Source organism: Cognatishimia sp. SS12 (genome assembly GCF_028369055.1).
Taxonomy (GTDB): domain Bacteria; phylum Pseudomonadota; class Alphaproteobacteria; order Rhodobacterales; family Rhodobacteraceae; genus Cognatishimia.
The window spans coordinates 107,799-133,133 of record NZ_JAQNCZ010000006.1 but is presented as its reverse complement, the minus strand read 5'-3'; the positions used below and the strand labels follow the sequence as shown (position 1 = coordinate 133,133).

Sequence of the window (25,335 nt, the reverse complement as noted above, 5' to 3'; positions counted from 1 at the left end):
AGAGAAACGGGAAAATCATGGCAAAAGCGCCTCAGAAAGCCAAAGACGCGCCCGCCGCAGAGGCAGACAAAGCCGCTGGGGATGCACCGAAGTCCAGCAAGAAGCTCTTGCTGGCAGCGGTCGCGCTGTCTTTGCTGTCGCTGGGCGGCGGGTTTTTTCTGGCGCGCATGGCGTTTCAGCAGGACGCCAAACAATATGAGCCTGATTATGTCGAAGAGGTTGAGCCTGTGGCGGCAGACTCTAAGGATGCCAAAGGCAGCACATCCGCGGATGATCCCTATGCGGTTGAGGAGGCTTCTGCCAAGGGAGAAGGCGAAGAGGCCGCCCCTGACGTGAACGAGGGCATGCTGAGTTTTGATGAAATCCTCACCAATATCACCAGCGTGAACGCGCAAGGTGTGCCGCGCAATGCCTTCCTCAAATTGAAGCTGACGCTGGTCTATCGCCCCGACGAAGGCGCGCAGGCGCTGATGGAAAAACGCCAGCCCTTTATGCGCGATCTATTCAACGGCTATGCGCGCAGCCTGACCGAAGCGGATGTGCGCGGTATGGCCGGCATATTGAACGTGAAGGCAGAGCTTCTGAAGCGGGCCCGCGCCGCAGCGGGCAGTGATTTGCCACAAGAAATTCTGATCAGCGATCTGATCGTGCAGTAAGGACCGGCATGAACAAGGTAATGACACCTGAAGAAATCAAGGCGCAAAGCGGCAATCTCATCGACGAGATTATCCGCATGTCCGATTTCTCGTTCGAGCGCCTGCCGATGCTGGACATCATTGGCGAGCGCCTGGCCGATTCGTTGTCGGTTGTCATGCCCGAGGTCACGGGCGTGCTGTGCGAAGCGTCACTCAATCAGCTGGATTACCTGCCGATGGCGCAAGCGGCAGAGGGGCTGAACATGCCCGCGCTTTTGGGTATTGTTGCGGCGCAAAATCTGGATGGTGAAATTCTCATCGCAATGGATGCGACCTTTGCGCTGACCGCGATGGAGCTGATGCTGGGCGGCAGCGCCAAAGGCGAAATGGTGCGCCAGTCTGATGAATTTACTGCCATCGAACGCGGGTTCGGCCATCGGATCGGCGATGTCGTCACGGGCGAATTGCGCCGTTGTCTTGCGATGGTGGGGGATATTGATCTGGAGCTTGACCGGGTTGAAATCGACCCTGATTCAGCCTCTGTCACCCAGCCTGCCAATCTGTGCGTGCGGATGCGTATCGCCATTGTGCTTGCAGGGCGCACAGGCTCCATCGATGTGGTGATCCCTTATGATGCGCTCGAGCCGATCCGGCCAAAACTCGGCAAGATTCACTTTGGCGAACCGTCTGAGGACGGCAACCCGTGGAAAGAGCAGCTGGGTGGGCAGATCGAACGATCAACCGTGGAGCTTGAAGCGGTGCTGACCGAGGTGAAAGTGCCGATCAAAAGCGTGATGAATTGGAAGCCGGGCGAGACCATCAACCTCTGGATCGACGAAGATCACGAGGCCACTGTGGTCTGCGCAGAAACTGAGATGTTCAAGGCCGTGATGGGCAAGCGCACCAATGGCAATACGGCGATCCGCATCACTGAACAGATAGAAGCAGAAGAGGAGGCCGAAAATGGTCGCGACCCTTACTGATATCCTGATTATCACCTTGCTTGCGGGCAGCATTGGCTATGGCTGGTATGTCTCGCGCAAGGTGCAGATCCTGATGGCGGCGCTCAAGGATATGGAGCCTCTTGTGCAGCAGTTTTCCATGGCGGTCGACAAATCCGAAGAAAGCGTGAACCAGCTGAAGCTGAACCTGAATGAACCGCCGCAGCCTGCGCCCGCCGTCGAGGAGGATGAGGAGGACGAACCAGTCTTCAGCACGCGGCGCTATCCGGCCCAGAAAATTCCGGGCGTTCAAGTCGTGCGCAACAAACAGGATTTGGTGCGCCGCTTTTTTGAAACCTCGCGTACAGAAACAAGGGCCTGACCGATGGCAAAATTCCTGGTTGGAAAACTTTTGATCGGCGGCTTGGTGGTCACTGCCTTTGCCAAGGCTGCGGTTTCCTTCCCGGAATTGCCTTCGGTTCTGGATACGCCGCCGCCCGCAACATCGGCCGTCGTATTGGCCGCAGGCGAGGCAGAGCCGATTGCCGAAGCAGAAGAAGATGATGATGTTCCGCCGCCGGTGGTCGCCGGGTTGGGGCAGACCTTGGGGCAATGTGAGACCCCCGAAGAAGTGCTGCGCGCCCTGTCGCTGGAACGCGACCTGATTGCGGATCAACGCAAGGCGCTGGACCTGCGCGAATCCGAACTGGCGCTGGCCAAGGAAAAGCTCGGCATTGAAAAAGCGGCGCTGACCGAGCTGAAAGACTCGATCGAAACCCTGCTTGGAAAAGTCGAGGCGCAGCAGACCGCTGACCTGGACCGCCTGATCGATTTTTACAAAAACATGAAGCCCGCCGAGGCCGCGAATATCATGGATGAAATGGATATCGAGGTCACGATTATGGTGCTGGGCACGATGAACCCCCGTATCGCCGCGCCGATCATGGCCAAAATGTCCCCGGTGCGCGCGCGGGCTGTGTCCAAGATCATTTTGGAACGCGGCCAGTTGCCCGGTGATCAGGATCTGAACGGCATTCGCCTGAACTGATCACGCCGGTCTGCGCCGAATTGTTCTACTATGTGCTTTTGCATGGCCGCTCGTGAGCGAACGCGCTAGGTATAGTCACGTGATGTTTCACCTCATTCGGTGCTGGTATTGTGTTTGAATTTCGCCCTCGGGTTTTGACGCTGGTTTTCACAGCTTTCTGCGTGCTCTGCGCCGCGCCACTATTTGCCTATGACGCGCTGTCTTTCACCGTGCGCGGGGCGGATGATGATCTGCGCGACGAATTGCGCGCCGCCTCATTGGTTGTAACGTTGCAGGGCGACATCAGCAAAACATCGCGAGATATCCTCGCGGCCAGTCAGGCCGATTATGCGCGGTTGCTTGGCGTGCTTTATGGGCGCGGGCGGTACTCTGGGGTCATCCGCATCCGGCTTAATGGGCGCGAAGCCAGTACCATCCCAACCTTTTCTGTTCCAAAGGTCATTCAGCAAGTCTCGGTTGAGGTGGAGCCCGGCCCGGTATTTCGGCTCGGATCCGCCCGCGCCGCGCCTTTGGCGCCCGGCACCGCACTGCCAGAGGGGTTTCGTCGTGGCGCTGTGGCCGAAAGCCTAGTCTTGCAAGAAACCGCGGACGCTGGGGTGGACGGTTGGCGGGATGTGGGCCACGCCAAAGCACGCCTTGAGGCGCAGCGCATCACCGCCAATCACGCAAGTCAGCAGCTGAATGCCGACCTCAGTTTTGCGCCGGGGCCGCAGGTGCGGTTTGGCAATCTGGTGTTGCAACGCGAGTCTGCGGTGCGGCCCGACCGTATCCGCCGCATCGCGGGCCTGCCTGTGGGCGAAGTGTTTTCGCCAGACGAGCTGGACAAAGCGGCAACCCGCCTGCGGCGCACGGGGGCCTTTTCTTCTGTTGCCCTGCGCGAAGCGGAAACGCTTGGCCCGAACAACACCATGGATATTAACCTGACGGTGGCGGACCAGAAACCGCGCCGATTTGAGTTTGGCGCAGAGCTGTCCTCCATCGAGGGGCTGACACTCTCCGGGGCCTGGATACATCGCAACCTGCTGGGCGGGGCCGAGCGGCTGCGCTTTGATGCTGAGGTGGCCGGGATTGCCGGGGAAACCGGCGGCATAGACTATACAATTGACGGGCGGTTTGAAATTCCGGCGGCTTTTGGCACCGATACCAAGGCGATCTTCACAGGCAAGCTGGCTTATGAAGATGAACCAAGCTTTACCTCTTCGCGGATCGAACTTGGGGCCGCTTGGGCTAAGATTTTTTCTGATACCTTTGAGGCGCAGCTGGGGGTCGGCCTGCGGTTTTCCGAAACCCAGGATGCCATGGGCACGCGGACATTTTCGCTGCTGACCTTGCCGGCGTCGGCGACCTGGGACACGCGCGATGATCCGCTATCGGCGACCAACGGCTATTATCTTTACGCTGATGCGACGCCCTTTGTCGAAATGCGCGACGCTGCGACCGGATTGCGCCTAAATGCTGATGCGCGTGCCTATCGCGCGATCGGCGGTGCCCGTGATGTTGTGCTCGCCGGTCGCTTGCAACTCGGCAGTGTGGTCAGCTCGGATAGTGCGTCTGTCCCGCCTGACTTTCTCTATTTCTCTGGCGGCGGCGGCACCGTGCGCGGGCAGGGGTATCAGTCGCTTGGCATTTCCTCTGGCGGTGGCACCGTGGGCGGCGAAAGCTTTTTGGGCGGCTCCGCGGAAGTCCGTGTAGGGCTGGGCGAAAAATTCGGACTTGTCGGATTTGTCGATGCGGGCCTCATCGGGGCCGACAGCACCTGGGGTGGCGGCGATTGGCACGCCGGGGCTGGGCTGGGCGTGCGCTATAAGACGATTGTTGGGCCGATCCGATTTGACCTGGCGGTGCCTTTGCGTCGCAACGCGGGCGGCGGCGTGCAGTTTTACATTGGCATTGGGGAGGCGTTCTGATGCGCCTGCTTTTTGCCCTGACGCTGTGTCTTTTGTGGGGGCTTTTTGCCACCGCAGAGGCGCAATCCACGCAAGAAGAAGCGCGCGACCGCAGCTATCTTCAGGGCCTGCTCGAAGACAACCTGTCCGCTGCGGGCCGCGATGTGCGCATCACCGGGTTTTCCGGTGCCCTGAGTTCACAGGCCAGCCTGCAAGAGTTGACGATCGCCGATGATGACGGGATCTGGTTGACCCTGCGTGACGTGGTTTTGGATTGGGACCGCTCTGCGCTGTTTTCGCGCCGTCTGGATGTGACTCAGTTGACCGCAAAAGAAATTGTCTTGGCGCGCCTGCCCGCGCCAGAGGGCGCAACAACCCCAAGTCCGGAGGCGCGGCCTTTTGCCCTGCCCGAGCTGCCGGTAGCCATCGAAATTCGCAAACTTGAGGCCGAGAAAATCACCCTGGGCGCCCCGCTGTTGGGCGATGAAATTGCGCTGAGCCTCGAGGGCGAGATTGCTTTGGCAAACGGGGAAGGCTCGGCCGATATTTCGCTGGCGCGGATTGATGGGCCAAAGGCTGAACTAAGTTTTCAGGCCAGCTATGCCAATGCCACCCGCAACTTGGCGCTTGCGCTTGAGCTGGATGAAGCGGCCGACGGTATCGCTGCGCGTCTTCTCAACCTGCCCGGCGCGCCGTCGGTCAACTTGTCGATCGAGGGCACGGGTCCACTGTCGGATTATGCCGCAGACGTGCGTCTGGCAACCGATGGGCAAACGCGCCTGGCGGGCCGCGTGCAACTGACAGAACCGGCAGCCCCGGGGGATGAAACGCCTGCTGATCCGGCGATTGTCGTGGCCCCGAAACGGATCTTTAGCGCTGAGATCAGCGGCGATATCGCGCCGGTCTTTCTGCCGGAATATCAGGATTTTTTTGGCGATACCGTTGCGCTGACAGTCGCAGGCACCGTGTTTCAGGATCAAAGCCTGACCATCAACGCGCTGGATCTGCGCACGGCAGAGATGGTGATAGCCGGCGCGCTGTCATTGGACGCGACAGGCTGGCCGGTCGTCATCGACGTGACCACACGTATTGCAGACCCCGAGGGCGGCGCTGTTTTGTTGCCGTTGCCCGGCCTGAAAACACGTCTCACCCAGCTGGCGTTGGATTTTGACTATGACGCTGCCGTCAGCGACAGTTGGACGTTCACTTTGGCATTGGATGCCTTGCAGCGCGATGACTTAAAGATCGGACGTGCGCAACTGACCGGGCAAGGCGCGCTTGAAAAGGGCGACGCGACCCTTGTGAGCCAAGTCTTGGGGGCGACGGAGTTTGTGATCGCGCAGATTGCGCCGACCAATGAGAAGCTGGCCGAAGCCTTGGGCACTGAGCTGACCGGCACGCTGGATTTCGCCTGGGCCGAGGCGGTGCCCCTTCAGCTGACCAATCTTGCGCTGCGTGGCGCGGATTACCGGCTGACTGGGGTGGTGTCGCTCGACAATCTCGAGGATCCGCTCAATCTTTTGGCGCGCGGAGATCTGGCGTTTCAAGCGGATGACCTGACGCGATTTTCCGCTTTGGCCGGCCGTTTGCTGGCTGGGCGAGCAGAGCTTGCGGTCACGGGAAACATCGCCCCATTGAGTGGCGCATTTGATGTTGAGGTCACCGGCGATACCTTAGGGTTGGCGGTCAACCATCCGCAAGTTGATCCGCTGATCGCCGGACAAAGCACGCTTGACCTCGCTGCGCAGCGTGATGAAACCGGCCTCACCGTGCCGCGCTTGGTCATTCGAAATGACGCCGCCAATATCTTTGCCAACGGGCGTCTGGCGACCGGGGCAAGCCTGCTGTCTGCGCGGGCGCAGATCACAGAACTCGCGCCGCTTGATCTCGGTCTTGCCGGCAGTGCCACGGTCACGGGGCAGTTCAATCAGGAAGGCGAGAATTGGAAATACGAAGTTTCTGGCACTGGGCCGGGCGGCGCGGTGGTGCAGGCAGACGGCGCGCTGAACTTTGATGAAACCATACTGCAGCGTATTGTTTTTGATGCCCGCGCCGAGGTCGACAGCCTGCGCCCCTATGCTGCGCTTGCCAAGCGCGATCTGGCGGGCGCTGCCGCGCTGACCGCGGAGGGCTGGTTTGAACCGCAGGACCGCCGCTTTGTCCTCGCGCTCGATGGCACCACGGACGACATTCAGATTGGCAGCACAGTTGCTGACCAACTGCTGGCTGGGGCTGGCAATATCACCGCTGAACTGCGTGGGGCGGGGGGCAATGTGTTTGCGCTGGAAAATCTGCGCCTAACGACCCGGGAGCTGACCGCCACTGTGACGGGGGATGCGGATGGCCCGACCACCGATTTGGATATTGCGCTGCGATTGCGCGACTTGGGTGTGTTTGCGCCGGGCTTTTCCGGGCCGGTCTCTGTGCAGGGACGCGCCCTGCAGCAAGCGGCGCTGTGGCGGCTGGATCTTTCGGGAGTTGGCCCCGGAGGCACAAATGCCGAGGTGCGCGGCACCCTGGCCGAAGACGCGAGTGGCGCCAATCTGTCGATCACCGGGGGCGCACCGGTGGCGCTGGTGAATAACTTTATTGGGGCCAATGCCGCCTCGGGCCGGGTCAGCTATGATCTTGCGCTGACAGGGCCTTTGGCGCTCTCTTCGCTATCGGGCCGAGTCAGCACAACCGATGCGCGGCTGTTCATTCCGGCGCAGCAAATCACGCTCAGCCCGATCAGCGGAGATATCCGTCTGTCTGGTGGGCAGGCCGTGCTGGATATCGCGGCGCAGGTGACAGATGGCGGGCGTTTGACCGCGCGCGGACCAGTGGCGCTCTCTGCGCCGTTTTCTGCGGATCTGGAGATCACTTTGGCGTCGGTCGCCTTGAGCGACGATGCGCTTTACAGCACCACCATCAGCGGGCAGGCCGATGTGTCAGGGCCATTGACGGGCGGCGCGCGGATCAGCGCAAATCTGGAGCTTGGACCGACCGAGCTGCAGATCCCCGACGGCAGCGCGCCCAATCTGGCGGTTCTGACGGATATGCAACATGTAAATGAGCCCGCAGATGTGCGCCGGACTCGCGTGGCGGCGGGGTTTGTGACTAGCGGGCAGGGTGGTTCCGGTGGCGCACAGCGCGCCTATCCGCTGGATATTCTGCTGCGTGCCCCATCGCGGATCTTTATTCGCGGGCGTGGGCTGGATGCGGAACTGGGCGGGCAGTTGCGTTTGACGGGCACCAGCGCAAATGTGATCCCGCTGGGGCGATTTGATCTGATCCGTGGTCGGCTTGATATCTTGGGTAAGCGGCTGGTGCTGAGCCAAGGCTCAGCGCAGCTGCAAGGTGGGCTGGACCCCTATATTCGCCTTGTTGCAGACACCGAGGCCGCGGGCACTGACATCCGCATTGTGGCCGAAGGGCTTGCCTCTGCGCCGAGCATCACCTTTACGTCGTCTCCGGAATTGCCCGAAGACGAAGTGCTGGCCCTGTTGTTGTTTGAACGGAACCTGAGCGAGATTTCACCTTTGCAGGCGCTGCAATTGGCGGCGGCCGTGCAAACCTTGGCGGGGGGCGGCTCTGGGTTGCTCGGCCGGTTGCGCACGGAATTTGGCCTTGATGATCTGGATGTCACCACTAGTGACAGCGGCGCGACCGGGGTGCGCATTGGCAAATATATCAACGAGAACATTTACACCGATGTGACGGCGGGATCTGACGGGACAAGCGAAATCAATCTCAACCTCACGGTCACACCGTCGGTCACCGCGCGCGGCAGTGTGGGATCAGATGGTGAAACCCGGCTTGGCATCTTTTTTGAGCGCGATTACTAACATCGTGACACCTGCGATAAATCTTTGTGTTGTATTGTCTTTTGGCGCTAGGGTTCTGTCATGATAGCCACGCAGATCATGCCCATCGCGGCCTATGATATCTCCGACATCGGCAGCAAAGCCGTCAGCGCAGCCTGGCCGCAGCCAGTGCCTGAGGCGGGCCATCGCTATCGCTGGCTGCACTTTGACGTCGCTGATGCGGCGATGCGTAGCTGGGCTTATCAGCATCTGCCGGATATCGCCGCTGGGGCGCTGGTGCAGCCGGAAACCCGCCCGCGATGTGAACGACATGACGCGGGGCTGATCCTGAACCTGCGCGGCGTGAATCTGAACCCGCAATCCAGCCCCGAAGATATGGTATCCCTGCGCATGTGGGTGACAGAGGGCGCGGTGGTCTCGGCGCGGGTGCGCAAAGTCTTTGCCATGGACGCCCTGCGCGAAGCGGCAGAAGGCGGCACGGCCCCGCAGACTGTCGGACAGTTTCTGGTCGCGCTTGTGCATGGGTTGACCAATCGCATCGAAACCGTGGTGTTGGATCTCGAAGAAAAGACAGACGCGCTGGATGATCGCGTTCTAGAGGGGGCCTCTGCCACAGGGGCGGATCTGACCGGCTTGCGCCAGACCGTTATCAAACTGCGCCGCTTTCTCAACCCGCAGCGCGAGGCGATTACCGCGATGGCGGGTCTGCGAGATTGGATTTTGTCACCCGATGAGCTGGCGGAACTCGGCGAGGCCAGCAACCGAACCCGGCGCATTGTCGAGCAGCTGGACGCCCTGCGCGAGCGGTTGATGTCGTTGCAGGATCATGTTGACGCTGAGCGCGCGCAAGCGATGAGCCGCAACAGCTATATTCTGTCCATCATGGCGGCGATCTTCTTGCCGCTCGGGTTTTTGACTGGATTATTCGGGGCCAATGTGGCGGGCATGCCGGGCACGGCCACGCCCGCGGCCTTTTGGATCTTGGCGTTTGGCTCGGTTGCGACCGGGCTGCTGCTGTTCCTGATTTTCCGATGGACCAAACTTCTTTAGTGCGACGGACGACCTGATGATACGAAGCCTTTTGCCGCTTTCGGCCCTTTTGCTCGGTTCTGCCTTCTTGCTGTTTGCAGGCGGCATTAACGGGCTGATCTTGCCTGTGCGCGGAGAGTCCGAAGGATTTAGCGCCGCGTCGCTGGGTCTGCTGGGCACCGGCTGGGCGCTGGGGTATGTCGCGGGCTGTCTGCGCACGCCGGCACTTGTGGCGCGGGTCGGGCATATTCGCGCGTTTGGCAGCCTCTGTGCTTTGGCGGCCATTGCAGTTCTGCTGAGCCTTCTCTTGATCAGCCCTTATGTTTGGGTGCCGGTGCGGGCGCTCTCGGGGTTTTGCTTCGCTGGGGCGGCGATGATTGTGGAAAGCTGGCTCAATGAACGCGCCGATGCGAAATCGCGGGGCAAGGTGTTTGGCATTTACACAATGGTGAACCTTGCGGCCTCCACTGCCGGGCAGATGGTTCTGATCCTGGGGGATGCGCGCGGATTTTTCTTTTTTGTGCTGGCGGCCATTATCTATTGTCTGGCGCTGTTGCCGACCGCCATGTCCGCCACGTCGACGCCCAAACCGTTGACCAATGTATCGCTGGACCTCAAGGGTCTTTGGGTCAATTCCCCGATTGCGCTTTTTGCGGTGTTCATGGTGGGTATTTCCAACAGTTCTTTTGGCACGATGGCGGCGGTTTACGCGGCGCGTCTGGGGCTGCCGATCACCGAAGTGGCGCTGTTTGTTAGCATCGCCATTCTTGCGGGTGCCGTGATGCAGGTGCCGGTGGGCATCGCATCTGACAAGATGGATCGCCGCTGGGTGCTGATCGGCATGGGGGTGCTGGCATTGATTGCCGACGCGCTATTCATTTTCATCGCCGCAGATACCGCTGCGGTGCTGCTGCCGCTGTCGGCGGTCTTCGGTGCGGCGGTGTTTTCGATGTATCCCATCATCGTGGCGCATGCCAATGACCACGCCGCGCCGGGGACCTTTATTCAGGTGTCAGGGGGCCTGTTGCTGGTGTTTGGCATTGGGTCGATCATCGGGCCGACCATCGCCGGTTTTGCGATGAGCAGCCTGGGCGAGTTCAGCCTGTTTCTGACAACCGGGGCCGCGCATGTGATGCTGGTGCTGTTTGCGGCGGTGCGCATCAAGCTGAAGGCCGCGCCCGAGCACAAAGGCAGTTTTCAGGCCGCTCCCATGGCGCGGGTGTCGACACCTGAAACCGTCGCCATGGCCGCCGAGGAGGCCGAACTTCAGGGGCAGGATCGCGAAGGGTATCCAGCCGATGAGCGTGAGCCGCAGGGCTGACGTGACATATAAAAAGACCGGCGCAGGGCCGGTCTTTTGCTGAATTCGTCTCTGATTTTCAGTTTAGACGCAGGCCTGTATCGGGCGCGAAATAGGACACTTTGCCAAGGTCAAAGCTCAGCCGCTGGGTTGCGCCCGGTGTGGCCGTGGTTTCGGCATGCAGCCGCGCAGTAACATGTTTGCCCCCCAGTTGCATGACCGCATAGGTGTCTGCGCCTGCAGGCTCGATCACGTCGATCAGGCAGTCGGCTTCTTGACCGGCGCTGCTGCTGGCGCGGGCCGGGTCGGCGATGTCTTCGGGGCGCACGCCAATAATCACATCTTCTGGCAGATCGCGGTTGCGCCGATCTTTCAACACGATTTGCGATCCATCTCGCCGCGCGATTTCGATATGGGTGCCATCCCCATTGGAGCGGGTTTTGGCGGGGATCAGGTTCATTGCCGGGCTGCCCATGAAATCTGCCACAAACAGGTTGGCCGGGCGATTATAGATTTCAGCGGGGGAGCCGACCTGCTGAATCACGCCGCCTTTCATCACCACGATTTTGGTCGCCAATGTCATCGCTTCGATCTGATCGTGGGTCACATAGACCATCGAAGCCCCAAGGTTCTGATGCAGGGATTTGATTTCTGTGCGCATCTCAACGCGTAGCTTAGCGTCAAGGTTGGACAGGGGTTCATCAAACAGAAAAAGCTTGGGGTCGCGCACCAGCGCCCGCCCCATGGCGACCCGCTGGCGCTGGCCCCCAGACAGTTGGCCCGGGCGGCGTTTGAGCAGCGGTTCGATCTGCAATTGCTGCGCAACTTGTTGCAGCTTGCGCTCTTGGGTCGCCGGATCGACACCGCGCACCTTCATGCCAAAGGTGATGTTCTTGGCCACCGACATGGTCGGATAGAGTGCGTAGGATTGAAACACCATGGCAATGTCGCGGTCTTTCGGGCTGACATTTGTCATATCCTGCCCGCCAATGTTCAGCGTGCCGCTGGTGATGGGTTCCAGCCCCGCGATGCAGTTGAGCAAGGTGGATTTACCGCAGCCCGATGGGCCGACTAGCACCAGAAAGTCGCCCGCATTGATCGACACATTGATGTCTTTCAGGATCTCTGTGGATCCGTAATTCTTGTAAAGATTGCTGATTTCAAGGATCGGAGACATTGGGTTTATCCTTTCACGGATCCCGCGGTCAGCCCGCGGATAAAGTATTTGCCAGCGACGACGTAGACCAGAAGCGTGGGCAGGGCGGCGATGATCGCAGCGGCCATATCCACATTGTATTCTTTCACGCCCGTGGTGGAGTTGACGATATTGTTGAGTGCGACAGTAACGGGTTGGGTGCCGGCCTGACTGAATGAGACGCCAAAGAGAAAGTCGTTCCAGATCTGGGTAAACTGCCAGATGACGGTGACAACAATGATGGGCAGCGACAGTGGCAGGAAAATCGACCAGAAGATCCGAAAGAACCCGGCGCCATCGACTTTGGCCGCTTTGGTCAGTTCCGCAGGAATAGAGACATAGTAGTTGCGGAAAAACAGCGTGGTAAAGCCAAGCCCGTAGATCACATGCACAAAGATCAGCCCCGGAATGGTACCCGCGATGCCCATCATGCCGAGCAGCCGCGCCATAGGCAGCAGCACCACCTGAAACGGGATAAAGCAGCCAAACAGCATCAGTGAAAAGATCAGGTTGGCCCCGCGGAACCGCCATTGCGCGATCACATAGCCATTCATCGCCCCCAGCAGGGTCGACAGAGTCACCGCAGGGATCGCGATCAGGACCGAATTCCAGAAAAACGGCCGCACCCCTTCGCATTGGATGCCGGTGCAGGCACTGGACCATGCGGTGCGCCACGCCTCAAAGGTCACTTCGCGCGGCAGGGCGACCAGATCGCCGGTGCGGATTTCTTCCAAGCTTTTGAGCGAGGTTGTGACCATCACAAAAAGCGGCATGAGATAAAAGAGCGCAAACACTCCAAGCAGGATGTACAGCGACCAGCGCAGCACGGCTTTGCCGATGTGGGATTGCCGCGTTTGAACCGGGGTAAGGGTAAGATCAGTCATCTTTGGACCTCAATTCAGAATAGAGGTAAGGGACGACGATGGCGAAAACGACCATCATCATGATCATGGCGGAACTGGCCGCCTGTCCGATGTCGCCGCGCGAAAACGCCATGGCGTACATATAAGTCGCAGGCAGATCGGTGGCGTAGCCGGGGCCACCGCCAGTCAAGGCGATCACCAGGTCAAAGCTTTTGATCGCGAGGTGCGATAGGACAATGAAGGCAGACAGGAAGATCGGGGCCATCGACGGGATGATAATGGCGGTATAGACCCGCCAAGTCGGGATGCCATCCACCTGCGCGGCACGAATGATCTCTTGATCAACCGACCTGAGCCCAGCCAGAAACAGCGCCATCACAAAGCCCGAGCTTTGCCAAATCGCCGCTATGACAACCGTGTAGATCGCCATATCAGGGTTCACCAGCCAGTCGAAGGTAAAGCTTTCAAACCCCCAGCCTCTGATCATGGCTTCCAAACCCAACCCGGGGTTCAAAATCCATTTCCAGGCCGTACCCGTCACGATCATCGACAGGGCCATTGGGTAAAGATAGATGGTGCGAATGGCGCCCTCGGTGCGGATGTTCTGATCCAGCAGGATCGCCAGCAGCAGACCCAGCACCATCGCGATGATGATGAACAGCGCCCCGAAGACAAACAGGTTGTTCAGCGCGGTTTCCCAGCGGGGGGAGGCCATGAGCCGTTCATATTGGATCAGCCCTTCGATCTCGTACTTTGGCAGCAACCGCGAGCGCGTGAACGACACCCATGCGGTCCAGGCGATAAAGCCGTAGACGAATATCATGATCGCCACAAAGGAGGGGGCCAGTACCAACTTGGGCGTGTGTTCTTCCAGCCATTTGGTCATTGGAATATTCCTAAATGTGCCTGCACAGGCGCAAAACCCGTGCAGGCGCTTGCGTTACAGGCTGTTGGCGACCGCGTTCGCCAGCATCTCAACCGCCTCTTGCGAGGACATGTCAGAGTTGAAATGCGCTGTCACCACATCGGTGATCGCACCGGCTTGCGCGCCGCGCATCGCCATGCCGTGGGCATAGCTTGGCAGCAGAGAACCGCTGTCGGAACTGGCTTGCATATCGTCGGCAGACAGCAGGGCGCAGCTGTCAAATTCATCCAGCGAAACATCGGTTCGGGCCGGAATAGAGCCTTTATTGAGGTTGAAAACCTTCTGGAAGTTCTGGCCTACCACAAGTTTGGCCAATAGTTCCTGACCGGCTTTCTTGTCATCGCCGTCCACGTCAAACATGGCAAAGCTGTCAACGTTGTAAAGGAAGCCTTCGCCCGGCGTCGAAGCACATAGGAAATCTTCGCCCGGTGCTTTGCCTGCGGCAAGGAATTCGCCCTTGGCCCAGTCACCCATGATCTGGAAGGCCGCTTCGCCATTCATGACCATCGCGGTCGCAAGGTTCCAGTCGCGCCCCGAAAAGTTGTCGTCCACGAAGCCGCGCATCGTGCGCATCTGGTCAAAGACGGCAACCATTTCGTCAGATTTCAGCGTGTCTATATCCAGATCAACAAAGGCTTTGCGGAAGCCATCGGCCCCCAGAATGCCAAGCGCGACGGCTTCGAACACCGTGGCGTCCTGCCAAGCCTGGCCGCCATGCGCCAAGGGGATGATGCCTGCGGCCTGCAGCTTTTCGGCTGCGGCGTTGAACTCGTCCCAGGTGGTTGGCATCGCGATGCCATTGGCATTCAGAACGTCGGCGTTGGCCCAGATCCAATCCACGCGGTGCACGTTGACAGGCGCGGCGCACCAGGTGTCTTCGCATTTCATGTGACCTGCGATCGAGGCGGGCAATACGTCGGCCCAGTTGTTGGCCTCTGCCACGGCCGTGATATCGGCCAGCACGCCTTCTTCGTACCATTCCTGAATGGCGGGGCCTTTCAGTTGCACAGCGGTCGGCGCGTTGCCGGACAACACACGTGCCCGCAGCGCTGTCATCGCGGCATCACCGCCGCCGCCCGCCACGGGCATATCTGTCCAGGTGCCACCGTTGCTCGCAAATTCTTCCTGCAAAACGGCGACGGATTTTGCCTCGCCACCGGATGTCCAATAGTGCAGCACCTCTGCTTCAGGGCCTGCGCTTGCGGCGGTTGAGGCCACAATGGCCAGGCCCGAAACCGCACCCAATACATAAGATTTCATCTTTGATATCCTCCCATTTCGGATCACACCTGTGATCGCATGGGCCTAGTCTTCGCGATCTCATTGGCGTGCCGCAACAGGCCAGCGGCCTGTTTTCATAAGCGTTTTGCAGAAAATCGGGCGGGCCGTTACACGATGTTACTTTCCCCTCGATTTTGTTGCATGGTGTTACATAAACTGCCTGCAAGACAAGCGTGTTGCGCCCGTTCAAGGAGGAGAGCTGGTGACGATTCCCCGGATTCTGGTCGTGGATGATGACGCCGACATGCGTCAGATGTTGACCCAATTCTTGCGGCAGCAGGGGGTGATTGCTTTGCCTGCTGCCACCGAAGAAGAGGTGCGCGCCCATCTCGCCCAAGGGCGGATTGATCTGATCTTGCTGGATGTCATGCTCGGGGACGAAAACGGGCTTGAGATTTGCAGCCGCCTGCGGCGCGATCAGGCGGTGCCCATTATCATGGTTTCAACGCTGTCGGCGGATCATCAGCGCATGTCAGGCTATGATGTTGGGGCGGACGATTATATTGCCAAACCCTTCAACCCCCAGCTTCTGCTCGCCCGGATCAAGGCGGTGCTGTCGCGCACGCGGCGCTCGGCCTCATTGGCGCATCGCCGAAACACCAAGACATTTCGGTTTGATGGCTGGACCTATAACGCAAAACGAGACGAGGTGCTTTCGCCGGCGGGCGTGCATGTGGCCCTGTCCAAACGCGAAACCGCATTGCTTCAGGCGCTTCTGGCCAACCCGCATATTCCATTGTCGCGCGAGGAAATTGCAGCCGCTCTGGATGTTTCAGGGGAAAGCACTGCAGAGGCCTCGGGCCGGGCGATAGATGTGCTGGTCGGGCGCCTACGGTCCAAGATCGAGGCCCAGCCGAAAGACCCTCGCATTCTCAAGACCGAACGCGGCTTTGGCTATGTTTTGGCAACAGATGTCACGGTTGACGATACATGAAGCACCGCCTGCGCAGCCTTCAGGTCCTTGGGCCCAGTCTGATGATCGCAGCGCTGCTGATTGGGGCGGCGGCGGCTTGGCTTTGGATGCAATCAACCGCAAATTGGCGCGATTTTCGCAATCAGGCCTATGCCTCAGGGATCACACTTTACCATGCGCTGCAGGACGGGACAGCCGTGCCCGCCGGCACAAACGTGCTGCCATTGCCCGCAGAGGATCAGATTTTGGCCAAAACCGGTGCCTTCGCGCGCCTCTCCATTGCTCCGATGGCCGCGCGAGATACGATTGTGCCGATTTCTGTTGATGCCGAGAACATCGGGCGCCACCGGCCACTGACCTTGGTGATCCTGTCGCCGGATCTGACCTATCCGCTGGCGCGGCTGTCGCTGCGCGACAATCACACTGCTGCGGAAATCACCGGCGCGGTGTTTCGCTTGATCGCCTCCTATTGCAGCGCGCCGGTGGTCTTGGCCCGCGTTGGTGGCGCGCCATGGGTGGAATTGCGGGGCGACGAAATCTGGAGCTGCGCGGCCGCCCCGCGAGATCTGCGCTTGCCTGCCGCGCTGCTGCTGGTGCTGGCGGCGGGGGTGCTCGTGACGCTCACACTGAATACCACCGCGCATTTCAGTCAATTCGCCGAAGAACTGCGCCGCCGCCGCCGGGTTGGCGGCCCGGAGAGCTATGCCGCCGCAGGCCCGCAGGAATTGCAAGAGATCATCGCAGCTGTGAACAGCTATCTTGAGACGGAGCGCGCGCAGCTTGAAAGCCGCGCCGCCATTCTATCCGGCGTCAGCCATGATCTGGGCACCCCGGCGACGCGGCTGCGCTTGCGCAGTGCGCTGATTGCCGATGCGGAACTGCGCGAAAAACTCGAGGCGGACATTGATCGCATGACCGAAATGATCGAAAGCGTTCTGACTTATACGCGCGCTGAAATGAGTGTCGAAGCCCCGCGCAAGCTGTCGCTGACGGCCTTGGTGGATTCCATCGTCGCGGATTATCAGGACACCGGCCGCGCGGTGGAATTGATGCCGGTTGAGGATGTGGTGGTGCAGGGCGCACGCTCGGTTTTCATGTCGCGTCAGGGGCAGGGTGTTCTGAGCAAGGATCAGGATGTCATCGTGATCGCGCGGCCCGTTTCGCTGCAACGCGCGCTGAGTAACCTGATCGACAATGCGCTGAAATATGGCCGCCGCGCGCATGTTTCGCTGACCAGTGATGCCACCACGGCCACGGTGATTGTCGAAGATGAAGGCCGCGAGAATACCGCGCAGGATATTGAAAAGCTGATGCTGCCGTTTCGGCGCGGGGATAACACGCAGGCCATCGATGGCTTTGGTCTGGGGCTGACGATCGTGGCCACGATTGCCGGGCTGCATGGCGGCGCGCTGTCGTTTGAAGACGGTCGCCGCGGCCTGCGCGCCTGCCTTACAATCCAGCGCCAGTAGCAAAGCCACCCGCCCGCAAGAACAAATGCGCGAAACTGCAAAACCACTCTTGCACCGCGCCGCGCCATCGTCTAAATCACCGCGCAGTGCCCCTATAGCTCAGCTGGTAGAGCAACTGATTTGTAATCAGTAGGTCCGCGGTTCGAGTCCGTGTGGGGGCACCACTTCAAATCATTGAAAATAAACGTATTTTTCGAAAGCGCCAAGATCGGCTGCCTCGAATTTTCAAACGTTTTTCAAACGCCGCGGTGATTTGTGCCTCGCCTTGTTTAAACGGGCACTCGACTCACCCACTGTCGCCAAATTCGCGCCAAAGTGCTGCCACATATGGGAAATAGCGTCCTCGCGAAAGGGGGCGTGATCGCTGAAACACGTTGCAGACATAGAGCCAGTAACGCAAAGGGCATTCACGCTGCCTCTAGAGGAGTGGCAAGGCGAACTACTGTCATTTGAGCAGCCTACAGAGCCTCAAGAGTGGCACGCTTTGCCAGAGCGATTCCTAGTAGGCATCGAACGTGCTTCAAAATTCATCGGCAGCGCAAAAGGGCGCAGCCCTAAGTTTTCGAAAGTCGAGTATGCCCACGTGCTCGACGGCAAGGTGATTGCCACGAACAATGTCACAATCGTCGAACACGACATTGGCAGTTGCGATCTTGCCTGCGCGCTGACGGTCAAGCAGTGCCGAGTTATCAAAGCGTTTGGCGCGACACCGACTCATGCGGCAGTTAGTGGAGATTCCTCTCTTGAGCGAAATCTCGACCTTAAATGGGACAACGGAAACCGCCTCTCACTTAGCCATGCGCGCGACCCATCCTCTGATCTCTCCGATCTGTTCGGTTCTTACGATTGGGAAGGTTTCACCCCAATTGATGAAGATTGGCGGGCGCAGGTTGTCGGTCACTTTTCCTTCAAACCCCTTCGGGGCAACGAAGGACTTCTGACAGTGTACCCAGATCGCATCGCCGGAGGTATCTTCGACAACCGCCCGGACACTGAACTCCGCATCGAAACGCATTCGGGGCGTGAGGTTGCTTTTGGACAAGCTACGTTACTGAACGTCCTGAAAGCCGCATCTGAAATCAAATTTGTCCACGACGGCGACCATTCGCGCTTGTTGTTCAAAGGAGAGAATATTCGCGGCATAGCGGTTTCAAGACAAAGGGTCTCGTCATGAAAACCGTTGCCGACGGATTGCTTTTTCACCCGGATGGCTCAACGGGTGCTGATGTGCTTAAGCGCATGGTCGAGGGGACAACCAACTACAACCTTGATGATCCGTTTAAGCCCGCGATTGACGAAACCGAGCAAGAGGTCGCCAAACTGGACGAGCAGATTTTTTGTGCCGAGCAGCGGCTAATTGCCCTGCGCCATGAGAAGGTCCGCGCCCAGCAACGCCTTGAGCAGCAGCAGACAGCGAAAGAGCGATTTGCCGAAACCGGAGAGATTGACGAGGCGCTGTTGCCTTGTACGGAGGTTCTCGCGAAAGCTGAGGCGGCTCAACAGCGTGAAGAGATCAAGGAGGCAGAAGCCGCAAAGTTTCTCTTACCTGTAGAATTGCGCGATGCTGGGTGGATAGACGATCCTGTTCGTGTAACCGAAACAGAGGTCATCATTACGATCCGAAAACGCCGAACCGATGAACCTGTCGATGTCGAGCAAACCGAAAAACGGATTGCGAAAGTCGTTGAGAATGCCATGCAGCCGTTCCGCGTGAACGACTCCCACTATCGGTGTGTACTGCGCGAGCGCATTGCAAGACGCCCTCAACAACCGAAAGGGCCGCCTGATGACTGAAATCGCAACCGAGGATGACCTGTGGAAACTGTTTTCAAAGAAGCCAAAAGACCACCGCATAAAGGGTGAAGGTTTCATTCTTTGGGAAGCAATCAGCCAGGTACTTAACGCGAAATCCTTCGGAGACGGCAAGAGCTTTCTCGAAGTGCATAATGAAGAACGGTTTTATTTGGTTGCAAGCAGCCAAGCATCCGCAGTCGTGCGCCAATGCGACCTACGCAGTGTCGGCCATGCGTTCAAAAGCAACGCAGGGCATACATTCGTTGGGTATTTGGGTACAATTCATCCCACAGGGGAAGCGCTGGCAGTATGATAAACTGTGGCGTAGCTGCGCGGGTGTACTCGCGTTGTTGACGACACTCAGCCGAGTGTTGTGCAGAAGAAAAGAAGTAGGCCCTTCTGTACGGTTCCGAAATCGAGATTGGAGCGCACGCTTCGCGTGTATTGTTGCTTGCCGACAAGGCGCTGAATGGATTTAACTGTAGGCGACAAAATTGAATTTTCAGACGACTCGATTTAGCGGAAAAAATAATGATCGAAGGCTTCAACCTACTTAGGAACATTGGTCAGTTTGACTCAGTAGCACCGGGCGCAAGTGTTGGGCTAACCCCCCTTTCCCTGATCTATGCGGAAAACGGGCGTGGCAAAACTACGATTGCCGCCATTCTGCGCTCACTTTCGTTAGACGATCCTTCGCTAGTTATGGAGCGCCAACGGCTTAGTGCACAACATCCGCCGCATATTGTCGTCAGGAATGGTGGGCAAGCTATCACCTTCCAAAACGGGGCGTGGTCTCAGGCACTTCCCGAAATCGCGATTTTCGATGATGCTTTCGTCGCAGCCAACGTCTGCTCAGGCATCGACTTGGTTACATCGCACAAGCAAAACCTTCACGAATTGATACTTGGCGCACAAGGCGTCACGCTAAACATGCAACTTCAAATGCTTGTGGCGAAGATCGACACCCACAACAAAAGCTTGCGCGAAAAAGGGGATGCCATACCTGCAACCGCAAGGGGACCATTCAACGTTGCCGATTTTTGCGAGTTGGAGGCTGATTCAAACATAGACTCCAAAATTGAAGACGCCCAGCGTCGATTGGCTGCGGCTCGCGCAGCCGATGCAATCCGGCAGCGTTCGGGATTTGCTCAATTAAGTTTGCCTGACTTCGACATTGAGGCAATCAATGACGTTCTTGGGCGGATGTTGGATGATCTACAATTAGACGCGGCAAATCAGGTTCGTGCTCACTTGGGATCATTGGCCGGCAATGGCGAAGCTTGGGTCTCTGAAGGTATGGCTCATACGGCAGCGGTTTCGCATGTAACTGGAAACGATACATGCCCGTTCTGCGCCCAAGATTTAGCCGGTTCGAGCCTTATCGCGCATTACCAAGCTTACTTTAGCGATGCCTACAAAGACCTAAAAGCAACAATCCGGAAAACTGGAATTGGTGTTCGGGACACCCACGGAGGTGATGTCCCCGCTGCATTTGAGCGCAGCATTCGCACCGCTGTGGAGACGCATGAGTTCTGGAAGGATTTTGCAGAGCTCCCCGAAATTTCGGTCGATACTGCTGCAATCTCTCGCGACTGGAAAGCAGCTCGAGAAGCAGTCTTGCAGACTTTGCGGGACAAAGCTGCATCGCCTTTGGAAGCGTTAGTTTTATCACCAGATACCGTGAGCGCGATCCAGACATATAGGCGCCGTATCCGCGAAATTACTGCGTTGTCAGATCAGCTTGTCGACTGCAATGAGGCGATTGATATCGTGAAAGAACAATCGGCAGCGGATGAAATCTCGGCCCTTCAAAATGATCTTGCCAAGCTGACAGCCCGCAAAGCTCGCTTTGAGCCTTCGGTAGTTGATCTCTGTGCCGAATACTTGAGCGAAAAAAGCGCCAAGTCGGCGACGGAAGGGCAACGAGACACAGCGCGGGCAGCGTTAGACAACTACCGCCAGCAGATTTTCCCGACTTATGAAGTCGCCATCAATGACTTCCTTTCGAGGTTCAATGCTTCATTCCGGTTAGGCAAACTGAAATCGGTCAATAGTCGCGCTGGATCATCTGCGTCCTATTGTGTCGTGATCAATCAGCAGGACGTGAATGTCACCGCTTCCAGCGGTCCGTCTTTTCGCAATACACTGAGTGCGGGTGATCGTAACACTTTAGCGCTGGCGTTTTTCTTCGCCTCACTGGATCAAGATCCTAATTTAGCACAGAAAATAGTGGTGATCGACGATCCGATGACGAGCCTCGACGAGCACCGTACACTCAGAACACGACAGGAAATGCGCAACCTATACTCGAAGGTAAAGCAAATGATCGTCCTCTCCCATTCCAAACCTTTCTTATGCGCGCTGTGGGAAGATGCTAGCACCAATGATCGTTCTGCTTATCGTCTTTCTCGGGCTGCTAGCGGCAGCGAAATTGTCGATTGGGACGTACGAAATGATAGCATTACCGAGCATGACAAGCGCTACGAACTGATTGCAGGATACGTTCAATCCGGCGGTGCAAATGTTGAGCGCAAGGTTGCTGAGGCGCTCAGGCCAGCACTGGAAGCTTTCATGCGGGTTGCATACCCAAGCGAGTTTCCGCCGGGGCAACTTCTGGGGCCATTCCTTGGTAGATGCGATCAAAGTCCGGGGGCAATCCTTTCAACGAACGATACAAATGAGCTAAGAGCTTTGAAGGATTATGCTAATCGGTTTCACCACGACGCTAACCCGGCTTGGGAAACGGAAACCATCAATGAAACCGAATTAACTGACTTCGCTGAACGTACAGTTCGGTTTATCTCAAGGCGCTGACATGATTTTAGCACCAACCTCGCAACGTACTGACAAGGATTTTCTGCGGCTTGAGGTATTGGGACGCGAATGCACCAACGATCAAGGCGATGCCGAGATCGCCGTGACCGGCGGCCGAACGTGACTGCGTGATGATCTGATTGCCAGCCGCCGTTGTGTGAACTGAAAACGAGGCGAGATCGGTTTCGATCTCGTCGCGCAGTGGCAGGTCGTGCGCGAACTTGATGTCGCCTGAGGCGAGCAGCACGGCTAGGTTTTCAATCATGAAAGTTTTGCCCGCGTTGACATAGCGAGAACTCTTTTTCGTCCAATCTTGTCCGCCCGTCATCTGCACCGCGTTGTGGCGGACGCCTTGGTCCCAGAGCATGTCCGATACGACCCGACCAATAGACGTGCCGTCGATGACAAGTTCCGACTTGCCGCCGAAGGGCGGGGCGTTGCGCACCTTGATCAGGTGGTCGACCACATCGACATAAGAAATACCACGAAACCGATCCGCATAGACGACTGTCCGCTGCCGTGGCCCAACGATCACCTTGCCGCTGTCCACAATCGGCAGCGCCTCGTCTTTGATCACGACGACCGCCGAATAGTCGTTCGCTTGCCCAAGGTCTGCTGCAACCCAATAGGTCGAAAATCCGGTAACGCGCTCTATTGCGGGGTCATTGTTGGTTTCGTTGATCACACGCCCGTCCGGCATGTAGGTCAGGTTTAGAGCTTCGGACATATTGCGCCCTCCTTGCTTGTCGCTTGTTCAATGATTGAAAGGTCGAAATACGCCTGACCGTCGGCCAGCATTTCGACCAAGATTTCCTGCCTGAATTTCGTCGCGGATAGCGTGCGGCGCATCCTTTCAACCTTCTCCGCCAGCCTCGGAATATCTGTCCCGCGCACGACGATGCGGTGGATGCCGTCACCGGGTTTTGCATCGAGGAACAACCGCGCGAAGTAGTTGTTCTTGCCAGCGGGCGTGCTGCTGAAAAACACCTGTCCGTTCTGCGTCAGCATCGGCAGTACAGACGAGATCAAGTCTTCGCCGCCACCTTCACCTTGAAGGAAGGCGCATTCGTCGATGATCAGCAGCGACACCGACGGATACCCACGGATTGTGTCCGACGTGGACGGCAGTGCGACAACGCGGGCACCATTCGACATTTCGAGTTCAGTCAGGGTCGATCTCGTGATGACCAAATCCGTACGCCGAAGTTGTTGCCCGATTTCGCGGGCAATGATCTTCGCCTGACGTTCCGCCGGTGCAACGCAGATGGTCAATGACTCAGGGACGTGCAATTCCTCGACGGCGCGCGCAGCGAGAACGGATGTCTTGCCCGCCTGCCTACCTACACGCAGTGCGATCTCGGACGACTGCGTTGTGAACGCCTCGATCTGCCACGGGTCAGGATCATGCCCGATCCAATGGGCGAGGCGCGCTGACGGGTTCAGATCGCGTTCGAGGCCAACGCACCAGTCATGTAGGGCGTCAAATGGCATCGCCGTTCTCCTGACTGACAGACAGAACATGGTGGCGCATCCGGCGCAGAAACGGTTCGCGGGCGTCGGGCACCTCATCGCAGACATCGCGGATGATTTGCTTGAGCGTGACCCATTCAGGTGACTCCGAAAGCGTGACCGACACAGACAGGTCAGTCGCCATCTTGCCGTGCATGGTCGCGATGTCGCGCAATACCTTGCGCAACCCCTCCATCGCGGCGAGCGCAAACCCGTCGTCTTCGTTTTCCTCGGCTTTGGTGATGAGCCGTTCGACCCGCCGCGCCAGTGACTCGTAGGTTCGAGCCACGTCCATGCGCTCGTCGTTCAGGATTTCGGTGTCAGCTTCGACCTTCTCAATCCGCGCATCGGCCAAGATCGCCCGCACCATTTCTTCGGTGATATGATCCTTGCGATATCGGGTGATCGTTTCAGGTGACAAGCCGATCCGGCGTGCTACTGCCGCCTTCGACATGCCTCCGGGCATGCCGTGTTCTCCGAGAACGATCTGCTTGATGATCGTCTTCTTCTCGGGGTGAATGTTGATCGTGTTGGGGCGACCGCTGCCCTTGTTGCCAGCCATTTCAGGACTCACCTTGAACTTCGGTTGAGGCGGGCAACGGTTCGCCCGTATCGTCGCCATACCAACGGATGCGGGCGCGGAGCGCCGCCCATTCCTCAACGGAGACATCGACCAGATGATCATGAACGCGATTTGCGAACTGTTCCCGCACGCCCGACCGCAGGAGGTCGTTGCGCAACTCTCCAAACCCGACGCCGCCAAGATGGAGCTTCATCATCTGGGCAAGCGTCGTGATAACGGCATCAAGCGGATTGCTTGACGGGTCGAACCGGTCAATTGAATCGACCATGACGCACGCGCCATCCGGTGTGACGTAGGCATGATCCAAGCCAAGCGCGACGTGGACCGCATATTGCAGGCAGGCGCGATCAGTGGGCGTCATGGGATTTCTCCATCAGCGCAAACTTCGTCTGCATATGCTGGGGCAATTCGTCCGGCTGATCCCATGAGACAGGCGTAAAACCGTCCTCACGAAGTTTCCGATACTGCGCCTGAAACTCGGACGATCCCATCATATCGCGGCGCACATAGGCGCGGCGTGTATCCTCGTCTTTGATAACCGTGGTGCGTGATGTTGCGGTGTCGGGACGGCCACGGCGATGTGCATCTTCGGGCGCATCCGGGTCGATGATTTGCAATGTCGCACCCGCTTTCTCGGCGGCCGCTTTGGCCTCGCGATACTTGTGCGGATCACGCGCCTCTGCGCGCGTCAGACTGTGGGTCGGGCCCGTTCCCTTGGGATACCAATTGCCGTCTGAACCCCGCTCTAAACCGAGCTTTTCCATCTCAGCGTCGGTCTTGCCATCAGGTTTGGTCGCGAGCTTGCGCTGCAGGTCTTTCTTTTCGTCCAAAATGCGGGTGTTGAAGTCGTGCAGGCCGTCGAGGCGTTTTGCCTGATCCGTCACCGTGGTGGTGAGGGTTTCGACCTGCTTGATGAGGGCTTGCAATGCAGCCGTGGTGTCGTCCGTCACGATCTCGTCCTTTCCAATAAATGAACGCGACGCTTTGGTGGGCGTCGCGCTCATCCGAATTGGATTAGACAGGAACGTCGCACACCGTTGCGTTCACATTCGAATTCAATGGGGCTGCCTCAGATCGCCGACCGGCAGAATTAGGTGGAGTGGGTTGTTTGGGCGGGTTTTTTAGGTACCGCCAGCGCGCGCGAATTGTCTCGACGGCTTGTGCGTGACGACTTCTGATCGCTGGCGTGCAGTCCGGTGAGATTGGAAAGTCGTCACCCTCCATCATGGCGCGAATGCGCTCAGCCAGAACATCGCCGTCCCAGCCGATCAAGCTGCATAGGTGATTGCGTTGCCGCGCGAGCGCACCCGTTCGATCCGTCAGGAAAGACATGGCCTGATCTTG

At 58.2% G+C, this 25,335-nt stretch carries 23 protein-coding genes and 1 tRNA gene; 15 read left to right on the top strand and 9 right to left on the bottom strand.

The window, feature by feature from the left end:
- The first annotated feature begins 17 nt into the window (after nucleotides 1-17).
- From N6L24_RS14070 to N6L24_RS14035, 8 genes are all read left to right on the top strand, one after another.
- Nucleotides 18-656: a flagellar basal body-associated FliL family protein gene (locus N6L24_RS14070; RefSeq protein WP_271845335.1), complete on the top strand. Its 639-nt coding sequence runs from the start codon at nucleotides 18-20 to the stop codon at nucleotides 654-656.
- Between the two features lie 20 nt (nucleotides 657-676).
- The gene (locus tag N6L24_RS14065; RefSeq protein ID WP_271845334.1) at nucleotides 677-1,618 is read left to right on the top strand and encodes a flagellar motor switch protein FliM; all 942 of its coding nucleotides are present in this window, start codon (nucleotides 677-679) and stop codon (nucleotides 1,616-1,618) included.
- Nucleotides 1,599-1,958 (top strand): flagellar motor switch protein, encoded by a 360-nt coding sequence (locus tag N6L24_RS14060; RefSeq protein WP_271845333.1) that lies wholly within the window; start codon nucleotides 1,599-1,601, stop codon nucleotides 1,956-1,958. The genes N6L24_RS14065 and N6L24_RS14060 overlap by 20 nt, the downstream gene beginning before the upstream one ends.
- Before the next feature lie 3 nt (nucleotides 1,959-1,961).
- The gene (locus N6L24_RS14055; RefSeq protein ID WP_271845332.1) at nucleotides 1,962-2,624 is read left to right on the top strand and encodes a MotE family protein; all 663 of its coding nucleotides are present in this window, start codon (nucleotides 1,962-1,964) and stop codon (nucleotides 2,622-2,624) included.
- A gap of 110 nt (nucleotides 2,625-2,734) precedes the next feature.
- Entirely contained in the window at nucleotides 2,735-4,531 is a 1,797-nt protein-coding gene (locus tag N6L24_RS14050) for an autotransporter assembly complex protein TamA (RefSeq protein WP_271845331.1), read from the top strand.
- Complete coding sequence (locus N6L24_RS14045) at nucleotides 4,531-8,337, top strand: translocation/assembly module TamB domain-containing protein (RefSeq protein WP_271845330.1); 3,807 nt, start codon at nucleotides 4,531-4,533, stop codon at nucleotides 8,335-8,337. The genes N6L24_RS14050 and N6L24_RS14045 overlap by 1 nt, the downstream gene beginning before the upstream one ends.
- Nucleotides 8,338-8,397: 60 nt before the next feature.
- On the top strand, nucleotides 8,398-9,366 hold the full coding sequence (locus N6L24_RS14040; RefSeq protein WP_271845329.1) for a zinc transporter ZntB: 969 nt from the start codon (nucleotides 8,398-8,400) through the stop codon (nucleotides 9,364-9,366).
- A 16-nt stretch (nucleotides 9,367-9,382) separates the two neighbouring features.
- Complete coding sequence (locus N6L24_RS14035) at nucleotides 9,383-10,666, top strand: MFS transporter (protein WP_271845328.1); 1,284 nt, start codon at nucleotides 9,383-9,385, stop codon at nucleotides 10,664-10,666.
- 58 nt (nucleotides 10,667-10,724) lie between these two features.
- Here the strand turns inward: N6L24_RS14035 and N6L24_RS14030 are convergent, their stop codons facing one another.
- From N6L24_RS14030 to N6L24_RS14015, 4 genes are read right to left on the bottom strand one after another with little or no spacing between them, the layout of a single operon-like run.
- Nucleotides 10,725-11,822 carry an ABC transporter ATP-binding protein gene (locus tag N6L24_RS14030; protein ID WP_271845327.1) on the bottom strand — a complete coding sequence of 366 codons (1,098 nt, stop codon included), beginning with the start codon at nucleotides 11,820-11,822 and terminating at the stop codon, nucleotides 10,725-10,727.
- Between the two features lie 5 nt (nucleotides 11,823-11,827).
- Nucleotides 11,828-12,724, bottom strand: coding sequence for a carbohydrate ABC transporter permease (locus N6L24_RS14025; protein ID WP_271845326.1), 897 nt, complete (start codon nucleotides 12,722-12,724; stop codon nucleotides 11,828-11,830).
- Nucleotides 12,717-13,589: a carbohydrate ABC transporter permease gene (locus tag N6L24_RS14020; RefSeq protein ID WP_271845325.1), complete on the bottom strand. Its 873-nt coding sequence runs from the start codon at nucleotides 13,587-13,589 to the stop codon at nucleotides 12,717-12,719. The genes N6L24_RS14025 and N6L24_RS14020 overlap by 8 nt, the downstream gene beginning before the upstream one ends.
- Nucleotides 13,590-13,643: 54 nt before the next feature.
- Nucleotides 13,644-14,888: an ABC transporter substrate-binding protein gene (locus tag N6L24_RS14015; protein ID WP_271845324.1), complete on the bottom strand. Its 1,245-nt coding sequence runs from the start codon at nucleotides 14,886-14,888 to the stop codon at nucleotides 13,644-13,646.
- 223 nt (nucleotides 14,889-15,111) lie between these two features.
- Between N6L24_RS14015 and N6L24_RS14010 the strand changes: the two genes are divergently transcribed.
- From N6L24_RS14010 to N6L24_RS13980, 7 genes are all read left to right on the top strand, one after another.
- Nucleotides 15,112-15,843, top strand: a complete 732-nt coding sequence (locus N6L24_RS14010) for a response regulator transcription factor (RefSeq protein WP_271845323.1) — start codon at nucleotides 15,112-15,114, stop codon at nucleotides 15,841-15,843.
- Nucleotides 15,840-17,291, top strand: a complete 1,452-nt coding sequence (locus tag N6L24_RS14005; protein WP_271845322.1) for a sensor histidine kinase — start codon at nucleotides 15,840-15,842, stop codon at nucleotides 17,289-17,291. Before N6L24_RS14010 ends, N6L24_RS14005 begins: the two co-directional genes overlap by 4 nt.
- Nucleotides 17,292-17,379: 88 nt before the next feature.
- A tRNA-Thr gene (locus N6L24_RS14000) sits at nucleotides 17,380-17,455 on the top strand.
- Nucleotides 17,456-17,775: 320 nt separating this feature from the next.
- Nucleotides 17,776-18,465, top strand: a complete 690-nt coding sequence (locus N6L24_RS13995; protein WP_271845321.1) for a hypothetical protein — start codon at nucleotides 17,776-17,778, stop codon at nucleotides 18,463-18,465.
- The gene (locus N6L24_RS13990; RefSeq protein WP_271845320.1) at nucleotides 18,462-19,085 is read left to right on the top strand and encodes a hypothetical protein; all 624 of its coding nucleotides are present in this window, start codon (nucleotides 18,462-18,464) and stop codon (nucleotides 19,083-19,085) included. Before N6L24_RS13995 ends, N6L24_RS13990 begins: the two co-directional genes overlap by 4 nt.
- Entirely contained in the window at nucleotides 19,078-19,398 is a 321-nt protein-coding gene (locus N6L24_RS13985) for a hypothetical protein (RefSeq protein WP_271845319.1), read from the top strand. The genes N6L24_RS13990 and N6L24_RS13985 overlap by 8 nt, the downstream gene beginning before the upstream one ends.
- A 218-nt stretch (nucleotides 19,399-19,616) precedes the next feature.
- Nucleotides 19,617-21,899 (top strand): AAA family ATPase, encoded by a 2,283-nt coding sequence (locus N6L24_RS13980; RefSeq protein ID WP_271845318.1) that lies wholly within the window; start codon nucleotides 19,617-19,619, stop codon nucleotides 21,897-21,899.
- Between the two features lie 7 nt (nucleotides 21,900-21,906).
- On the opposite strand, the gene N6L24_RS13975 is transcribed toward N6L24_RS13980, so the two are convergent.
- From N6L24_RS13975 to N6L24_RS13955, 5 genes are read right to left on the bottom strand one after another with little or no spacing between them, the layout of a single operon-like run.
- Nucleotides 21,907-22,626: a hypothetical protein gene (locus N6L24_RS13975; protein WP_271845317.1), complete on the bottom strand. Its 720-nt coding sequence runs from the start codon at nucleotides 22,624-22,626 to the stop codon at nucleotides 21,907-21,909.
- Entirely contained in the window at nucleotides 22,611-23,390 is a 780-nt protein-coding gene (locus tag N6L24_RS13970) for a terminase large subunit domain-containing protein (protein ID WP_271845316.1), read from the bottom strand. Before N6L24_RS13970 ends, N6L24_RS13975 begins: the two co-directional genes overlap by 16 nt.
- Nucleotides 23,380-23,970 (bottom strand): hypothetical protein, encoded by a 591-nt coding sequence (locus N6L24_RS13965; protein ID WP_271845315.1) that lies wholly within the window; start codon nucleotides 23,968-23,970, stop codon nucleotides 23,380-23,382. Before N6L24_RS13965 ends, N6L24_RS13970 begins: the two co-directional genes overlap by 11 nt.
- Before the next feature lies 1 nt (nucleotide 23,971).
- Nucleotides 23,972-24,352: a hypothetical protein gene (locus N6L24_RS13960; RefSeq protein WP_271845314.1), complete on the bottom strand. Its 381-nt coding sequence runs from the start codon at nucleotides 24,350-24,352 to the stop codon at nucleotides 23,972-23,974.
- Complete coding sequence (locus N6L24_RS13955) at nucleotides 24,339-24,941, bottom strand: hypothetical protein (protein ID WP_271845313.1); 603 nt, start codon at nucleotides 24,939-24,941, stop codon at nucleotides 24,339-24,341. The genes N6L24_RS13960 and N6L24_RS13955 overlap by 14 nt, the downstream gene beginning before the upstream one ends.
- Between the last annotated feature and the right edge of the window lie 394 nt (nucleotides 24,942-25,335).

Excerpts from the sequence above, each read along its gene's own strand:
- N6L24_RS14020 (WP_271845325.1), bottom strand. The coding sequence starts at position 13,589 with ATGACCAAATGGCTGGAAGAACACACGCCCAAGTTGGTACTGGCCCCC.
- N6L24_RS14060 (WP_271845333.1), top strand. The coding sequence starts at position 1,599 with ATGGTCGCGACCCTTACTGATATCCTGATTATCACCTTGCTTGCGGGC.
- N6L24_RS14065 (WP_271845334.1), top strand. The coding sequence starts at position 677 with ATGACACCTGAAGAAATCAAGGCGCAAAGCGGCAATCTCATCGACGAG.
- N6L24_RS14045 (WP_271845330.1), top strand. The coding sequence starts at position 4,531 with ATGCGCCTGCTTTTTGCCCTGACGCTGTGTCTTTTGTGGGGGCTTTTT.
- N6L24_RS14070 (WP_271845335.1), top strand. The coding sequence starts at position 18 with ATGGCAAAAGCGCCTCAGAAAGCCAAAGACGCGCCCGCCGCAGAGGCA.
- N6L24_RS14035 (WP_271845328.1), top strand. The coding sequence starts at position 9,383 with ATGATACGAAGCCTTTTGCCGCTTTCGGCCCTTTTGCTCGGTTCTGCC.
- N6L24_RS13965 (WP_271845315.1), bottom strand. The coding sequence starts at position 23,970 with ATGGCTGGCAACAAGGGCAGCGGTCGCCCCAACACGATCAACATTCAC.
- N6L24_RS13975 (WP_271845317.1), bottom strand. The coding sequence starts at position 22,626 with ATGTCCGAAGCTCTAAACCTGACCTACATGCCGGACGGGCGTGTGATC.
- N6L24_RS13990 (WP_271845320.1), top strand. The coding sequence starts at position 18,462 with ATGAAAACCGTTGCCGACGGATTGCTTTTTCACCCGGATGGCTCAACG.
- N6L24_RS13980 (WP_271845318.1), top strand. The coding sequence starts at position 19,617 with ATGATCGAAGGCTTCAACCTACTTAGGAACATTGGTCAGTTTGACTCA.
- N6L24_RS13985 (WP_271845319.1), top strand. The coding sequence starts at position 19,078 with ATGACTGAAATCGCAACCGAGGATGACCTGTGGAAACTGTTTTCAAAG.
- N6L24_RS14005 (WP_271845322.1), top strand. The coding sequence starts at position 15,840 with ATGAAGCACCGCCTGCGCAGCCTTCAGGTCCTTGGGCCCAGTCTGATG.
- N6L24_RS13970 (WP_271845316.1), bottom strand. The coding sequence starts at position 23,390 with ATGCCATTTGACGCCCTACATGACTGGTGCGTTGGCCTCGAACGCGAT.
- N6L24_RS14055 (WP_271845332.1), top strand. The coding sequence starts at position 1,962 with ATGGCAAAATTCCTGGTTGGAAAACTTTTGATCGGCGGCTTGGTGGTC.
- N6L24_RS14040 (WP_271845329.1), top strand. The coding sequence starts at position 8,398 with ATGATAGCCACGCAGATCATGCCCATCGCGGCCTATGATATCTCCGAC.
- N6L24_RS14025 (WP_271845326.1), bottom strand. The coding sequence starts at position 12,724 with ATGACTGATCTTACCCTTACCCCGGTTCAAACGCGGCAATCCCACATC.
- N6L24_RS14030 (WP_271845327.1), bottom strand. The coding sequence starts at position 11,822 with ATGTCTCCGATCCTTGAAATCAGCAATCTTTACAAGAATTACGGATCC.
- N6L24_RS13960 (WP_271845314.1), bottom strand. The coding sequence starts at position 24,352 with ATGACGCCCACTGATCGCGCCTGCCTGCAATATGCGGTCCACGTCGCG.
- N6L24_RS14015 (WP_271845324.1), bottom strand. The coding sequence starts at position 14,888 with ATGAAATCTTATGTATTGGGTGCGGTTTCGGGCCTGGCCATTGTGGCC.